At 39.5% G+C, this 15388-nt stretch carries 14 protein-coding genes and 1 other RNA gene; 2 read left to right on the forward strand and 13 right to left on the reverse strand.

The window, feature by feature from the left end; translation table 11 throughout:
- Positions 1-49 precede the first annotated feature (49 nt).
- Both HMPREF9243_RS06020 and lysA read right to left on the reverse strand, forming a co-directional pair.
- Positions 50-1021: a diaminopimelate dehydrogenase gene (locus HMPREF9243_RS06020; RefSeq protein ID WP_013669261.1), complete on the reverse strand. Its 972-nt coding sequence runs from the start codon at positions 1019-1021 to the stop codon at positions 50-52.
- A 30-nt stretch (positions 1022-1051) separates the two neighbouring features.
- A complete protein-coding gene (gene lysA, locus HMPREF9243_RS06025; RefSeq protein ID WP_013669080.1) occupies positions 1052-2368 on the reverse strand; it encodes a diaminopimelate decarboxylase in 1317 nt (438 codons plus the stop codon).
- Between the two features lie 351 nt (positions 2369-2719).
- Between lysA and phoU the strand changes: the two genes are divergently transcribed.
- The gene (phoU, locus tag HMPREF9243_RS06030) at positions 2720-3391 is read left to right on the forward strand and encodes a phosphate signaling complex protein PhoU (protein WP_013669817.1); all 672 of its coding nucleotides are present in this window, start codon (positions 2720-2722) and stop codon (positions 3389-3391) included.
- A 231-nt stretch (positions 3392-3622) separates the two neighbouring features.
- Here the strand turns inward: phoU and HMPREF9243_RS06035 are convergent, their stop codons facing one another.
- From HMPREF9243_RS06035 to HMPREF9243_RS06050, 5 genes are all read right to left on the reverse strand, one after another.
- The gene (locus tag HMPREF9243_RS06035; RefSeq protein ID WP_013669097.1) at positions 3623-4834 is read right to left on the reverse strand and encodes an MFS transporter; all 1212 of its coding nucleotides are present in this window, start codon (positions 4832-4834) and stop codon (positions 3623-3625) included.
- A 69-nt stretch (positions 4835-4903) separates the two neighbouring features.
- Positions 4904-5539: an orotate phosphoribosyltransferase gene (gene pyrE / locus HMPREF9243_RS10495; protein WP_013670003.1), complete on the reverse strand. Its 636-nt coding sequence runs from the start codon at positions 5537-5539 to the stop codon at positions 4904-4906.
- A complete protein-coding gene (pyrF, locus tag HMPREF9243_RS10500) occupies positions 5540-6235 on the reverse strand; it encodes an orotidine-5'-phosphate decarboxylase (RefSeq protein WP_013669232.1) in 696 nt (231 codons plus the stop codon). It abuts the gene before it with no gap.
- Positions 6236-6610: 375 nt separating this feature from the next.
- Positions 6611-6971, reverse strand: a transfer-messenger RNA (tmRNA) gene (gene ssrA / locus HMPREF9243_RS10325).
- 111 nt (positions 6972-7082) lie between these two features.
- Positions 7083-7820, reverse strand: coding sequence for a histidine phosphatase family protein (locus HMPREF9243_RS06050; protein ID WP_049776770.1), 738 nt, complete (start codon positions 7818-7820; stop codon positions 7083-7085).
- Positions 7821-7991: 171 nt separating this feature from the next.
- Between HMPREF9243_RS06050 and HMPREF9243_RS09975 the strand changes: the two genes are divergently transcribed.
- Entirely contained in the window at positions 7992-8864 is an 873-nt protein-coding gene (locus tag HMPREF9243_RS09975; protein ID WP_013668565.1) for a helix-turn-helix transcriptional regulator, read from the forward strand.
- A gap of 195 nt (positions 8865-9059) precedes the next feature.
- Here the strand turns inward: HMPREF9243_RS09975 and smpB are convergent, their stop codons facing one another.
- From smpB to serC, 6 genes are all read right to left on the reverse strand, one after another.
- Entirely contained in the window at positions 9060-9524 is a 465-nt protein-coding gene (gene smpB / locus HMPREF9243_RS06060) for an SsrA-binding protein SmpB (RefSeq protein ID WP_013669518.1), read from the reverse strand.
- A 21-nt stretch (positions 9525-9545) separates the two neighbouring features.
- Entirely contained in the window at positions 9546-11870 is a 2325-nt protein-coding gene (rnr, locus tag HMPREF9243_RS06065) for a ribonuclease R (protein WP_013668721.1), read from the reverse strand.
- A 7-nt stretch (positions 11871-11877) separates the two neighbouring features.
- Positions 11878-12627: a carboxylesterase gene (locus tag HMPREF9243_RS06070; RefSeq protein WP_013668547.1), complete on the reverse strand. Its 750-nt coding sequence runs from the start codon at positions 12625-12627 to the stop codon at positions 11878-11880.
- Between the two features lie 74 nt (positions 12628-12701).
- Complete coding sequence (gene secG, locus HMPREF9243_RS06075) at positions 12702-12932, reverse strand: preprotein translocase subunit SecG (protein WP_013669309.1); 231 nt, start codon at positions 12930-12932, stop codon at positions 12702-12704.
- A 102-nt stretch (positions 12933-13034) separates the two neighbouring features.
- Positions 13035-14219: a 3-phosphoglycerate dehydrogenase family protein gene (locus HMPREF9243_RS06080; RefSeq protein WP_013670026.1), complete on the reverse strand. Its 1185-nt coding sequence runs from the start codon at positions 14217-14219 to the stop codon at positions 13035-13037.
- Positions 14206-15297: a 3-phosphoserine/phosphohydroxythreonine transaminase gene (gene serC, locus HMPREF9243_RS06085; RefSeq protein WP_013668648.1), complete on the reverse strand. Its 1092-nt coding sequence runs from the start codon at positions 15295-15297 to the stop codon at positions 14206-14208. Before serC ends, HMPREF9243_RS06080 begins: the two co-directional genes overlap by 14 nt.
- Positions 15298-15388 lie beyond the last annotated feature (91 nt).

The following is a 15388-nucleotide window of genomic DNA, read 5'->3' on the forward strand; positions in this document are numbered from 1 at the left end:
CTTCAGTATATCAAACATATGATGTAAATGCTTTCTTTATGCTCAAAGCCTAGAGTAGGCTTTGGCGAAGTTCAGCACCGGATTTTGCAGAAAGATAAGCGGGGGCAATATCAAAGACTGTTTTAGCCCCAAATTGGTCTTCCTTAGCTAAACGGTATGCAGCCCGCGCATAGCAAGTATTCACTGCACCGGTGAACTCAGGGTTGCTGCCTAATTGCAGGGCAAAATTATAAACTGCGTGGTGGTCAGCGCTGGTTTGTCCTTGGCGCACCACTTCGCCCCCATGAGGAATGCCTTGATGGTTTTGATCTAATTCTTCTTGAGAAATAAAATGCACATCGACTTGGTCATAGGGGGCGAAGTAATCAGGCATGGTCTTGATCGCTTTGGCAACTTGGTCTGGATCAGCGCCCTCTTCCAAGACCGCATAGACTTCACGACTATGGGCAGTCGCTTGTTGGTAATCAATAGGGTCACCAGCCTTTGCTGCCTCTAGCATGGCTTGATTAGGCACGGTATATTGAATAGCTGCCTTGACGCCATCTACCCGACGTACTGCATCAGAATGGCCTTGGCTAACCCCTCTGCCCCAAAAAGTATAGGTTTGCCCTTGCGGTAAGATTGTTTCAGCTAATAAGCGGTTAAGTGAGAACAGACCTGGATCCCAACCCGTAGCAATCACAGAGACATGGCTATTTTCTTTAGCAAGTTGATCCATTTGATCGAAGTATTCTGGAATCTTATCGTGGTTATCGTAGGCATCCACGGTATTAAAGTTTTCCGCTAGACGAGGCGCTTGAACAGGAATATCAGATTGAGAACCACCACATAAAATTAGGACATCAATTTTGTCTTTAAAGTCAAGAATGTCATTAATTTGATAGGCCGGGCTCTTTGTATCTAATTGCTCAGGCTGGCGTCTAGTAAAAATTCCTAACAATTCCATATCTTCCGCTGCATTAACTGCAATTTCCACGCCTTTACCTAAATTACCATAGCCAACAATACCAACTTTTATCATTTTTGTTTCCTCCTTTAAATTCTAATAAAACTAATCTTCTTTATTCTTATAATTATAGTCGTTTCTGAGCAAATCTTGGTAGCTTTCTCGTTTGACAGCCAAATAAGATTGCCCATCCTCGACAAAGACCAGGGCTGGACGTCCCAGACGATTATAATTCGAACTCATTGTATAAGTATAAGCCCCTACTCGAGGAATCACCAAGAGGTCCCCGATCCGAGCCTCTGGCAAGGGAGCATCTTGAACCAACTGGTCACCAGTTTCACACAATTTTCCTGCCACGCGATACTCCCCTTCGACCTCATCATTCATCCGATTAGCTAAAGCCGCTTCATATTTGGCTTGATATAGGGCTGGGCGAATATTGTCTGACATCCCACCATCGACAAAGACAAAAGGTTTTCCAGCCAGGGTATGTTTGACACCCCCAACGCTATAAAGAGCTGTCCCGAAATCATTAATTAAGGCCCGTCCCGGCTCAATGCTTACGGTATCGATATGCTCTAAGCCATATTGATTAATTGCTGCTTCAATGACCTGAATGTAGCTTTGTAAAAATTTCTCATAATCAAAAGGACGATCTGCTTGGCTATAGTACACACCAAAACCGCCGCCCAGGTTAATCTCTCTTACCTGGCAGCCGGTTTCTTCTTCCATTTGCCGACAGAATCCCAACATTAAATCGGCTTCTTCAAAGAAGAATCTTTCTTCTAATATTTGTGAGCCGATATGGCAATGGAAGCCGGCAAAGTCGAACCAATCGCTCTTAACCATCTCTTTAACCAAAGCCACCGTATCCTCATCATGGCTACTCATACCAAATTTAGAATCATCGCGGCTGGTTTGGATATATTTATGGGTGCTTGCTTCAATCCCTGGATTAATTCTCAAAAGGACCTTAGCCTGTTTATTAAGGGATTTAACAATTTTTTCTACTTTATAAAAATCAGTCTGGCTATCAATAACAAATGTTCCAATCCCTTGCTCAAGAGCTAGAATGATCTCTGACTCTGTTTTATTATTGCCATGGAAATATATTTTTTCACCTGGAACACCAGCTGCCAAAAGGGTGTAAATTTCCCCACCACTAACGGCATCAAGATAACAGCCCTGTTCATTGATTAGTTGAGCGATATAAAGGTTTAAAAAGGCCTTGGAGGCATAGATAATATGAGTAGTAAACTTTTTAGAATGGAAGCCATTGATAAATGTTTTCGCTTGATCTTTAATCCCCTTTTGATCATAAATATAAAGCGGAGTTCCGTACTCTTCCTTCAGACGAGAAACAGGAATATCGGCAATGTTTAATTCATTATTAACCACTTGCATGTGTTGCGTCAGTTTCATATTTTGCCTCCTAGATATTTTTCATGATACTAACTATTTTACCCTAAAAACTGCTTTTAGTGATCAAATTGTCAGTCTACTCATTAAATTTATTGAAAGATTAGCAATATATAAGCTAAAAGTCAACAAAAAATATATTACGGATAAGAAGCCAATATTAGAAACAATTTTTAACTTTTATTAAAAAGCTATAACTTTTAAACAATAATTATTCAGAACATTCATGTTAGAATAGAGATACGAAAATTAGTATTCCAGTAATCAATAATATTGTAAGGGCTTCCTTTTACTTTATGAGTGGATTATGGTAAAATACTATTTCTATATAAGATATCGGGGAGTGAGTTTTTAATGAAAAAGACACAACTAAGAAAGGCCTTTGTCGAAGAATTAAAGACCTTAGATGGTCAATTTACACGTATGGGCATCGATACTACTAAAGCTATTGAAGAAGCTGTTGATGCGCTTCTCAACCATGATAATGAAGCCGCTGAAAAAGTGATTAAAAATGACGAAAAGATTAATGCATATGAAGTGGCCATTGATAAGGAATGTTTTCGGCTAATTTCCCTACAAAGCCCTATCGGCGATGAATTACGCTTTATTATTTCCATCATCAAGGCCAGTGCTGACCTTGAAAGAATGGGCGACCATGCCGTCTCTATTGCAAAAGGAGCTCTACGGATCGCAGATGAACCCCGTTTAGAAAATATTGAATCTGACCTAGAAATAATGACTGATACAGTCATTGAAATGGCCGAGCTAGCTGTTAACGCCTTTGTTACCCGTAATGACCAACAAGCTAAGGCAGCAGCAGAAATGGACGCCAAAGTTGACCACTACTTTGATAAACTAATCCCACAAGTCGTGTCAGATATGAAGAAGGATAACAGCTTAGTGGTAACTGGTGCTTCATATATTTCCATGATTTCTAATCTAGAACGCATGGGTGACTACGTGACCAACCTCTGCGAACGCATTATCTATTTAGATGAAGGCAAGGTTGTCGACCTTAACGGCTAAATAAGAAAATATAATTTTCACTTTATTAGGTGCTGATGAACATTATGGTTTATCAGCACTTTTTATATATTCTTTTTATTATTGACGCGCATAAGAATTAGTGAAAAACAAAAAAAGCTGTGAAAATCACAGCCTTTGTCTTAGCCACACCGATCTCAATACGGTTTGGTTATTTATCATTGACTTGATAAGCCTCTAATAAGCTATAGGCTTTCTATGAATAACTCCTAATTATTGGGCATAAACCTTTTTAAAAGATTTTTGCTTGATCCCGGGAATGGTTAACATGACCACAAAAGAGAAGATATAAAGACATGATAGGAAGAGCATAACCATGGTCACATTACCATGTTCCATAATGATCCCAATAATCATTGAAGAAAATCCACCTACTGCTCGTCCAACGTTTAAGATTAAATTATTGGCCATACTTTGGACGGACTTGGGGTATAGGTAAGAAACCGTTGCTCCATATCCCGGGAACATCCCATTGACAAAGAATCCCATCATGGCTCCGCCAAATAGCATTCCAAGTGGTGAGGTAATTTGGCTAAACAAGTAGACACCAAACGCTGATGCAAGTAAGAAAGCACCAAACATTAGCCGAGGGCCAAATTGGTCAAATAGTCGGCCAAAGACAACCATCCCTAAGGACATGCCCACAATGGTACTAATCATCCATAATGATGAACCTTGCACACTGAGGCCGGCTTGTTCTTGCATAATGGTTGGCAACCAATTCATCATGCCAAAGTAGCCAGCAATTTGAACCGTACACATTAACATGAGGGCAATGGTTTGGTAACTGGTCCGCAAGTCTTTAAATAAAACAGCAAAATTAATTTTTTCACTTTTATCGAGAGCTGAATCATTTTTTACCGGGTAAAATTCTTTTTCATCTTTAATAGCTACTTGCATGTATAATACAAGGAGTAAAGGAGCGAGACCAAATAAGAACAATCCGCGCCAACCTAGGTGACTCAAGAATAATCCCGCTAGAGCAGCTGAAGTAATCGAGCCGACTTGGCCAGCTACCCCATTTAAAGCAGAAATCCGTCCCATTTTATGAACGGGGACAATTTGAGCCATGATTCCTAAAGCGATTCCGTACTCACCACCGACACCAACACCGGCAATGAAACGTAAGATATAAAGCATAGTGATCGAAGGCGCAAAAGCAATTGCTCCTGAAGCTAAAGAAAAGATAAGCAGGGTTATCTTTAAGATGTTTAGCTTATGGTAACGGTCACCCAGATATCCAAAAATTAATCCACCTAATAACATCCCCAAGTTAGTTATGGTAGCGATAGCTCCCGCTTGAGCACCTGATAGTGAAAACTCACTAATAATGCTTGCCATTGAAAAGGATAGAAACATTACGTTGAGGTCATCGGTACCTGAGGCAATGATACTTGAAATAACAGCTTTTTTCTTATTTTCCATTTTTACACTCCTTAAACAAATACTCACAGGTATTTATTATTTAACTCTTTTGACTGTTAGCAGTCACATTTACTCATTGGAAGACTGGTTCAGTTGACGGTGCCAATCCAAGATATTGTCCATGTCTGCTTGGCTAAAGTCATGTTTTTCTTTAGCGACTTCTAATAAACTATGAAAATTGCTCAGTACGGCTAGAGGAATATCAGCAGCTTGGAAGTTTTTCTTGGCCCGATCCAACTCATAGGTGAAAATCGCAGCAACGCCAATCACTGAACACACTTTAGCAACGGGTTGACAAGCTTCCAAGACGCTACCACCTGTTGAAATGAGGTCATCAATCAATACCACTTGGTCGTCAGCCTTTAGGTGACCTTCAATTTGCGATTGTCTACCATGGTCTTTAGCCTTAGAGCGAACATACACCATAGGCAAGTCTAAAATTTCACTCACCCAAGCAGCATGAGGAATCCCGGCTGTCGCGGTCCCAGCAATACATGTCACATTAGGATAATTTTTTTTGATCAAGTTAGCTAAGGCTTGAGCCACCAACTTACGGGCCTTGGGATAACTCATTAATTGACGATTATCACAGTAAATTGGGCTCTTAATCCCACTGGCCCAGGTAAACCAATCCTCATTACGGATAATCACGGCTTCATGATCTAATAATGCTTCGGCAACTTCGCGTTTAATATTTTGACTCATCTATTTCCCCTCCCAATGTTCTTTCATTTCTTCATAGGCTCTCACTGGATCGTCAGCCTGAATAATCGGACGGCCCACTACAATGTAATCAGCTCCGTTTGCTCGGGCTTCTTCTGGACTAGCAATTCTTTCTTGGTCATCGTGAACATGCTTATTCAAACGAATCCCTGGTGTTAAACTAAGTAATTGCCCTTTGGAAACTTCCTTAATCATTTTACTTTCTTGAACCGAAGAAACTAGGCCATCCACGCCACTGTCTAATGCTAAGCGGGTCAAATGTTCCACCGATTCAGCGACTGTACCAGGAATTTGTAATTGATTATTTAACATTTCTTGGTTCGTTGAAGTCAACTGGGTGATTGCAAGAACTTTTGGTTGATGTTTGCCTTCTTGGACCCCTTTAACCGCAGCTCGCATCATTTCTTTACCACCCATGGCATGGATCGTCACCAGTTCAATCGGTAATTGACTGAGCTGTAACATCGCTAGGTAAACCGTATTAGGAATATCGTGGCATTTCAAATCGAGAAAGACTTCATGTCCCATATCACATAAACGCTCAATGATACTTGGTCCTGACATATAAAATTGCGACATCCCTACCTTGACCCCGATTTGGCGGCCTTCAAATAATTTTAGAAAATCAAAGGTTTCTGCTTCAGTTTTAAAATCCAACGCCACAAATAATGTTTCCATTTTTTCACCTCTTTAACGAAAAAAGACCTAGACAATTCTGTCTAGGCCTTTAAGTCATCATAATTAGCTATAAGTATGCACACTTATAGGTATTCTTATCATCACTTTTCGTGCCTCTCTGGACAGAATTAAAGTATAGAGTCTCGCTCTAAATCACAAGTATTGTAGCAAGGACACTCGCTGATGTCAACACAAAAAGTAAAAATATTTCATATGAGAGCAAAAAGTTAAAATTGCTTGGTTTCGTGCAAGCTTGAATGGCAATAAGGTATATTTGGTTCAAAGTAAGTTAAACAGTGAGATGATTTTGGATAAAATTAGAAGTAAATAGCAACATCTAAAAAAGCGGCCGCTGACGACCGCTAATGCTTACTATTATGGAGGTGAGGGGAGTCGAACCCCTGTCCAGACACCCCGCTAATACAGCTTTTACACTCATAGTTTATTGTTGATTAAGCGCACTAGAGGTCAATAAACAAACCTACTAGCTTGCGTACCTGATTATTCTCTTTCTATTGCTCCAGGCGGAAGCGCAAGACGTATCCCACTTCAATGAGACCTGTAACTAATACATGGGCGATACTAGGCAGATCTTAGCATGCTGCTAGGCAGCGAATGCTAAAGATTGACTTTCGTTTTTGTCAATTAAATTTAAGTTAACGTTTGTGACGGAGACGTAACCTCCGAAATGTAGCTGTACCCCGGTCTGATGCCTGTCGAATCCAAAAACACCCCCAAAGGGATACTTTTCTAATATAACAAACATCTTACCGAAAAGTCAAGATTTACGCTTCATTCAAAACTTCCACTTCATTTTTCTTATAGTTAACTTGATCCCTGTAATTTGTCAAAGGTCTTGCTGAGACTTATTCTTTTCTTCCCGGTCCTTATTCACATCATCAATTTTTTCCTCTAAAGCAAAATGATCGGTTTGATTATAGGCTTCCAAATGGTAAAAACCATCTTGATACCTAACAATAGATACACTAGCATTATCTAAGGGTTCACCTAGAGAAAATTCTGGGATTAATTCATGGATCATATTGCGAATCGTCATGCCATGACTCACAATCAGAATATTTTGATCAGTTTCACGATGGGCGGTAATCACATCGATCAAACCTAATTCAACCCGTAGCCAGAATGTCATAAAATCTTCGGCATCATGGGTGGGATCTAATTCATGGAAAGTATCCATTTCTACCTTCACGCGATCATTTGTAGTTAACAAGTCCTGCTTTTCATTCTCGATATAGTCAGTGACTTTTCCCCAGATCCGTTCAACTTCTAGCCCTTCAAAGCTCCCAAAGAACTGTTCCCGAAAGGCTTTACGTTTATTAATTGGAAGGTTGGAACCAGCATGGTAATTGTATTTTAAAATAATTTCCGCTGTAGCTACAGTCCGTTGCAAATCACTGGTATAGACAGCCGAGAAATTAACATCACGTAAACCAATGGCGCTCCTTTGAGCATCGCGTTTACCCTTCTCTGTTAAAGGCGCATCCGCCCAACCTTGGATCCGATGATAGTGGTTGAGGTAGGTTTGGCCATGACGCATAAAATAAATTGTTACACCTTTACTCATTTCTTTCAACCTCGCATTCATACTGATAAACCTGAAACCATCATAACAAAAAATGCCCATTTTAGCGAAACATATCAAATTATAAAACGTTTACTAAAGCTTTTCTGATATAATTTATTTAGATACAAAAAGATATTTCTATTCTTAAGTCTAGAAAGAGGAAGATTTCCTATGGAACGTGAACAACTCGTTAGAAACCGTCTTCTTCAACTTGAACTTCATTTTAAAAGTATACGCTACTTTGACCGCAGGAAGGATAAACAATTAGAATCGTCACTCCTCTTTAGCGATCAAAGACCTAATGAATTAATCATTATTTACTGCAAAGAAGGCTTTCTAACTATAAATTCTGATGATAAAAATTATATTATGGATAATAACAGCTATTGTATTATTAACAACAGAGCCCATTTAAAAGCCCAAGATATCGATGCGGAAGCTTTAGAAAAATGGTATGAATTATCGATCATCAGTCTAGTCGGCCGTAATCAAAGTTTTAAACTATCACATGAAAATATTGCTTGTTGTCAAGACACTCATAAAGAGATTGAAAATTATTTACAATTAATTGACTACGAAGATAAAAAAGGTAAGCTTGCAGAGGACGAAAAAGAAACCATCTTACAAATGCTGATCCAAATGATATTTACTCGAATATATTTCCAGCAAAAAAATTTATTCGCCTTAAAAAGTGAATTTACCAATGAGGAAAAAATTCACTGGCTGAAGAAGTATATTGATAATTATTATACCAAAGATATTAGTCTGGACCATCTCAGTAATTTAATCAGTATGAATAAATACTATATGATTCGTCTATTTTCAGAAGCCTTTTCCGCGTCTCCGATTGATTATTTAATTAAAGTAAGAATAGATAAAACCAAGCAGCTACTGAAGGTCACCAATTTTAGCATCAGTCATGTCGGTAAGTTAGTAGGCTTTGGCTCAGCTTCATACTTCTCAAAAATGTTTAAAAGACTAAACGGCATCTCACCGAGTCAATATCGGAAAGAACATAGCCAAGATAATAAAGAAAACAATTAATCACTCACAGTAGCCAAATAGTTGATTTTCTATATCATGTTTCTTCCGACCTAACGCCCCTTTTAAATAATTAAAAGGACTACGACCTGTAGTAAGTCTCAAAAGTTTGACATCTCGTCTAACTTTTGGGGCACTCTTACAGGTCATAGTCCTTTTTATGAATCCTTGTTCTTTTATAACACAAGAAATAACCTTTTAATATTTTTCTTTCATTGCCCGTTTAATGTCACGCTTCATATCTTTTTCTTTTAAGGCTTGGCGCTTATCGTATTTTTTCTTTCCTTTACCAATGCCGATGAGTAATTTAGCAAAGCCTCTTTTAATATACATCCGTAGTGGGATAATCGCATATCCTTCTTGGCTAACATGCTTAGCTAGGCGATTGATTTCACGCTTCTTTAATAATAATTTTCTTGGCCGCATAGGATCCGGGTTAAAACGGTTGCCTTGTTCAAAGGGACTCACATGCATCCCATAGACCCATACCTGACCATTTTCTACCCGGGCAAAGGAATCCTTTAAGTTTACCTTCCCCTTACGAATCGATTTAATTTCTGTTCCAGTTAAGACAAGACCAGCTTCAATAGTATCTTCAATGATATAATCATGATTCGCTTTGCGATTTGTCGCTACCACATTGTCTTGCTTCTTCTTTGTCACACAGTTTCTCCCCCTTTGTTATCATTTAGCCTTTCGAATAACAAAATTCTTCTTATTTTTCTGCTTCTTATGCTTTTTCTTATGCTTATTCTTTTTAGCTTTTTTAGAATGCTTCTTGTGTCCTTGAATATTATTCCCTTTATGATCGGTTTTCTTAGGCTGTGAATTAGTTTTCTTAGTCTTTTTCTCTGGGTTGATAATCTCAAAATCAATCTGTCTAGAGTCTGTATCTGCCTTGACCAATTTCACCCGCACTGGGTCTCCTATACGATAAATATTCCCCGTATGCTCCCCGACTAAGATCATGTGTTTATCCACATAGTTATAATAATCATCATCCAAGTTAGAGATATGGACCAATCCTTCAACCGTATTAGCGAGTTGAACGAAGATACCGAACTTGGTCACTGAAGAAATAATACCATCAAATTCTTCCCCAACTTTATCAACCATAAATTCAGTTTTCTTAAGGCTCTCGGTTTCTCTTTCAGCATCCACGCTACGCCGCTCTGTTTTGGAAGCTTGGTCGGCAGTAACTTCAATGTTTTGACTGAGCTCATCCTTCTTGGCAGGATTGGGCTTGTGGGTGAGATAATAGCGGATAAGGCGGTGGGCTAAGAGGTCAGGATAACGACGAATTGGTGAAGTAAAATGGGTATAGTCCTTGGCAGCTAGGCCATAGTGACCAATTGGCTGGAGGTCATACTTAGCCTGTTGCATACTCCGTAAAGCCATGACTTGGACAACGGGAGCATAACTTTCACCAGCTGCTTCTTCCAGGGTATTTTGTAAATCTTTAGGACTTACTTTACCGTCTGTTTTCTTCACATGAACCCCTAAGGTTTGAGCAAATTCAATAAAGGTCTTCATCCGCTCATCATCAGGGGATTCGTGGATACGATAAATGAAAGGCAGGTGGCGCTTAGTAAATTCATGAGCCACGGTTTCATTAGCAGCTAGCATAAAAGATTCAATCATCCGTTCAGCTGTTCCACGTTCCCTAACCACAATATCAAGGGGATGGCCTTCTTTATCAACAATGATTTCAGCTTCAGGCGTATCAAAATCAATCGCCCCCCTGTGATGGCGTTTATCGCTTAAAGACTGGTGGAGTGCAGCCATGTCATTAAGCATAGGTAAAAGTTCAGCGTATTTTTCACTTAATTGTTTATCTTTACCCTCTAATAATTTATTAACGTCATCATAAACCATCCGATAGTCCGATTGGATGATGCTTGGCCCAATATGATAATTTATAACCTTGACTGATTTAGGATCAATTTCCATCATGCATGACATGGTTAAACGGTCCTGGTTAGCCTGTAAGGAACAAATCCCGTTGGATAAGCGTTGAGGTAGCATAGGAACCACCCGATCAGTTAAATATACGCTGGTCCCACGTTTCCAGGCTTCCTTATCAATAGCGCTTCCTGCGGTAACATAATAGGAAACATCGGCAATATGAACACCTAACTCCAGATGGCCATTGCCAAGTTTTCTTAAGGAAATCGCATCGTCCAAGTCTTTAGCATCAGCCCCATCGATGGTAATCGTAAGTAAGGAACGATAATCATCACGTTTTTGAGTCTCCCCTGGGTCAATTTGCTCAGGGACTTCCTCCGCTTCATCAAGAACCTCCTCAGGAAATTCATGCGGAATATCAAACATATTTAAGATAGCGAGAATATCGACCCCAGGAGCATCCTTATGACCAATGGTTTGGATGACACGGCCAGTCATTTGTAAGGGCTGGTCGAGGGAAGGATATTCTGCAATTTCTGCGATGACAATTTCACCCTCCACTGGGTGTAGTCCATCACTCAAGACAAAGCAAGTCATCATTTCTTCGCCTTTATTTTGAATCCTTATCCCACCAATATAACCGGATTCGGCTTTTAACTTATCATTATAAGGAACAAATTCACCGGTCACTCGACTCAAAGCTCTTTCTAGTACCTCTGTAATCGTGCCTTCATCTTTTTGTTCTCCCCGGCTACGTTTAGTCAATTGAACCGCCACTTGGTCGCCATTCATTGCGCCGCCAGTTTCACCACGGGGGATAAAAATATCATCATCAAAACCTTCAATGGAAACAAAACCAAAGCCTTTTTGATTTAAAGAAAAACTTCCCTGATAACGTTTGTCTGATTTTTTAGAAACTAAGCCCCCGTTATCAAGAATTTCGATGTCGCCATTTCTCTGTAACTGGGCAACTAATTTTATAAATTCAGGATAGTCATCACTGCTATTGCAATTAAACCTCTGACTCCATTCTTGTATCGTTAAGGGGGTCGCTTCTTTTTTTACTGCAGCGACCAATTGCTGACTGACTTGGTCTATATTCATATATGTTTTACACCACCTGGTTGAGAAATTCGATTAGTGCTTGTTCAAATGCTTGATGGGCTTTGCCAACGGTAATCACATGGCCACTATCTTCAAAATGGGCTAAGGTCACCTGAGCATTAGGCATAGCTTCTTTCAACAGACGACCACTATTATCACCGACAAGTTCATCTTGACCGGCTTCAGCGATGAAATAAGGCTTAGTGATTGTCCCTAGTTGGCTATGCATAGAATTGTTAAAACGATTGATCTTCTCTAGGGAAAGAGATAGGTCCGCTTCAATGTCCTTTAATTCCGCTTCCAGAACCTCTCCACTAAAGCCTTCCTTTTCTTTGACATTTCTAGCCATGGCCATAAAAGCCTTTCCTACATTCGTTTCTTCAATGTTTGTAGTCATAATAGGCGTACAGAAAGAGCCAGCTGCTATAAATTGACTCTCTTCTTCAATAAATAACTTGGTGGCAATAGAACCACCCAAAGACAAACCAAAGACCGCTAGCTTGTCATAGCCTTGGCTTTTGATAAAGGCTAAAGCTTGGCGAGCATCCTCGATCCAATCACTTGGATCTGCTGCTAAAATATCTTCTACGCGTCCAGTGCCATGACCGGTTAAATTATGACAATAGACAGTATAGCCTTCACGATTCAAAGCCCGCCCTGTCATTCTTACATCAGCTGTGGTTCCTGTATAAGCATGAAATAAGAGGACAGCTACTTCATTATCGCCGGTAAAATAAAATGATTCTTGCTTTTGCATAGAGGTCCCTGATCTTTCTAAGATTGACATTTTTCTATAAAAAAAGCTGGGATAAGCCCAGCACTTTCCTAAAACTAGGAAGATAATTTTGCTAACACGACAGCAATTATCATAAAGGCAAATCCTAGAACGCTAATAATGCGATCCATAGCCGCGTCAAAACCGCGGGCCTTTTTTCCATTCATTCCTTGGTCCATTGCACCTGTGATATTGGCACTGGAACTTGTTTTGGCTGGGGAAATAATCACTGCTAATATCAATAAAATACTAATTACAATTATTGAAATAAGTAATATATTTTTCAAAAGTTTCCCTCGTCTCTTCTACTAGGTTTCTTAGCAATAGTAACATAATAATCATAGGGACTCAAGGAAAAAACCATTTCGTCTCAGCAGGACAGCTAGTCATTATTTTTTATGAGGATTTTGAATCATACGAATCTTTTTAATTCCTTTAACGCTTCTAACATCTTCCATAAAGGTATTGACTTTGCTTAAAAGATCATCCCCACTCACATCGACTAAGGTGTAAGCATAATTTCCTCGACTCTTATTGATAATTTTTTCGATGTTAATATCTTCATCTGCTAGGTAACGAGATATCCCAGCCACCATATTAGGAATGTTTTCATTAATAATGGACAGACGTAATGGCGCATTGAAGGTCATTTCCACATTGGGGAAGTTGACAGAATTCTTGATTTCGCCGCTTTCCAGGTAATGATTTACTTCTTGGGCCACCATCAAGGCACACTTTTCTTCAGATTGTTCGGTGCTTGCTCCTAAGTGAGGAGTCATAATAAAGTCCTCCCTACCTGCCAATTCTTCAAAATAGAAATCACTAGCAAAGTATTTCACCATGCCATTTTCTAAGAAGGTAAGCATGGCTTGGGGATCAACTGTTTCTTGACGTGAATAGTTAAGAATAATCGCTCCTGTTTTAACCAGAGAGAGGTTTTCAAAGCCAATTAAATGGTGGGTTTCTTCGGTATAGGGGGTGTGGATGGTGATGTAGTCGGATTGTTGGAAAATATCTTTCACATCATCACAATAAGACACTTTTTGGTTAATTTGCCAAGCATTTTTCACTGAAATATAGTTATCATAGCCAATGACATCCATACCTAGTTCAATTCCCGCATTAGCGACCCGAGCGCCGACATTACCAAGGCCAATAACTCCTAAGGTCTTGCCCATTAGCTCTTGACCACGGAACATCTTCTTTCCGGCTTCAACTTGCTTGTGGACATTTTCCCCATCTAAGCGGTTGATCCAATGTTCTGCTTGAAAGACATTGCGAGAGAGATTAATCATCATAGCAATAACCAGTTCCTTAACCGAGTTGGCGTTGGCCCCCGGTGCATTAAAGACAACAATCCCCTTTTCACTACATTCATCAACAGGAATATTATTTACCCCCACACCTGAGCGCCCGATTGCTTTTAGTTGAGACGAAAAGTTGTAGTTATGAATATCGCTACTGCGTAAAATAAGAGCGTCCGGCTCTTGGTCATTATTAATTAAGTAGCCTTGTTTACGTAAATAATTAAGCCCTGTTTCAGCGATATTGTCTAAAGTGTTAATTTTTTTCATGTTTAACCTCACTTTCAAAATCCTTCATGAATTGGACTAAGGCATCCACACCCGCTTCAGGAAAGGCATTATAGATGCTTGCGCGCATCCCACCTACAGAACGATGACCTTTCAAATTAATAAATCCTTTCTCCTTGGCTACTTGGATAAATTCTTGGTCGATGTCAGCATCTTGGCTGGTAAAAGGAATATTCATGAGTGAGCGATCTGATGGAAGAACCGGGTTAACAAAGATTTCTGATTGATCAATGGCTTGGTAGAGTTTAGCGGCTTTTCTTTGATTGATTTGGTCAATAGCGGCTAAGCCCCTCTGGTTTTTAATCCATTCCAGAACTAAACGCATCACATAAATAGAGAAGGTTGGTGGGGTGTTGTATAAGGAATGCTTGCTGGCATGGGTTTTATAGTCTAAATAAGTCGGAATTACTTGACCATTATCCTCTAATAAATCATCACGGATAATCACTACACTGACACCAGCTGGTCCAACATTCTTTTGCGCCCCCGCATAAATCAAAGCAAATTGAGAAACATCCACGGGATGGCTAAGGAAGTCCGATGACATATCAGCGACTAAGTTTGAGCTTTTGGCATCAGGATAATTTCGGAATTGGGTTCCCTCAATGGTATTGTTACTGGTGATATGAATGTAATCATAGTCACTGGAATTAAAATCGGTTAAGACGGGTAATTTTTGGTATTGATCGTCTTTAGAAGAGGCTAGAATAGTAGCCTTACCGGTTAATTTTTTAGCTTCTTTATAGGCTTTCTCACCCCAACTACCACCAATAAGGTAAGCCGCTTTACCGTTTTTTAATAAGTTTAATGGAAGTGCTGAAAATTGCAAGGTTGCACCACCTTGCATAAATAACACTTGATAATTGGAAGGGACAGCTAATAATTCGCGAATTAAAGCTTCTGCTCCTTCAATGATCTCCTGAAAAGAGTCTGATCGATGACTCATTTCCAAAACGGATAAGCCTTGACCATGATAATCAACTAAGTTCTCCTGAACATTTTCCAATACTTCTAAGGGTAAAGTTGCCGGTCCGGCAGAGAAATTCCACAAACGAGTCATTTTCAACACGCCTTCCTATATAAACTCTATGAGGGTTTCAAGATTTTTCTTACCAATAAGTATAGCAAAGACCAAGAAAAAAGCCTATTTA

It is taken from the genome of Aerococcus sp. Group 1, assembly GCF_000193205.1.
GTDB classification, from domain to species: Bacteria; Bacillota; Bacilli; order Lactobacillales; family Aerococcaceae; genus Aerococcus; species Aerococcus urinae_A.

What these genes read in the sequence shown, in the direction of transcription:
- HMPREF9243_RS06035 (WP_013669097.1), bottom strand. Translation starts at nt 4,834, where the DNA reads ATGGAAAATAAGAAAAAAGCTGTTATTTCAAGTATCATTGCCTCAGGT.
- HMPREF9243_RS06080 (WP_013670026.1), bottom strand. Translation starts at nt 14,219, where the DNA reads ATGAAAAAAATTAACACTTTAGACAATATCGCTGAAACAGGGCTTAAT.
- serC (WP_013668648.1), bottom strand. Translation starts at nt 15,297, where the DNA reads ATGACTCGTTTGTGGAATTTCTCTGCCGGACCGGCAACTTTACCCTTA.
- pyrE (WP_013670003.1), bottom strand. Translation starts at nt 5,539, where the DNA reads ATGAGTCAAAATATTAAACGCGAAGTTGCCGAAGCATTATTAGATCAT.
- HMPREF9243_RS06070 (WP_013668547.1), bottom strand. Translation starts at nt 12,627, where the DNA reads ATGCAAAAGCAAGAATCATTTTATTTTACCGGCGATAATGAAGTAGCT.
- HMPREF9243_RS09975 (WP_013668565.1), top strand. Translation starts at nt 7,992, where the DNA reads ATGGAACGTGAACAACTCGTTAGAAACCGTCTTCTTCAACTTGAACTT.
- HMPREF9243_RS06050 (WP_049776770.1), bottom strand. Translation starts at nt 7,820, where the DNA reads ATGAGTAAAGGTGTAACAATTTATTTTATGCGTCATGGCCAAACCTAC.
- phoU (WP_013669817.1), top strand. Translation starts at nt 2,720, where the DNA reads ATGAAAAAGACACAACTAAGAAAGGCCTTTGTCGAAGAATTAAAGACC.
- lysA (WP_013669080.1), bottom strand. Translation starts at nt 2,368, where the DNA reads ATGAAACTGACGCAACACATGCAAGTGGTTAATAATGAATTAAACATT.
- rnr (WP_013668721.1), bottom strand. Translation starts at nt 11,870, where the DNA reads ATGAATATAGACCAAGTCAGTCAGCAATTGGTCGCTGCAGTAAAAAAA.
- HMPREF9243_RS06020 (WP_013669261.1), bottom strand. Translation starts at nt 1,021, where the DNA reads ATGATAAAAGTTGGTATTGTTGGCTATGGTAATTTAGGTAAAGGCGTG.
- pyrF (WP_013669232.1), bottom strand. Translation starts at nt 6,235, where the DNA reads ATGGAAACATTATTTGTGGCGTTGGATTTTAAAACTGAAGCAGAAACC.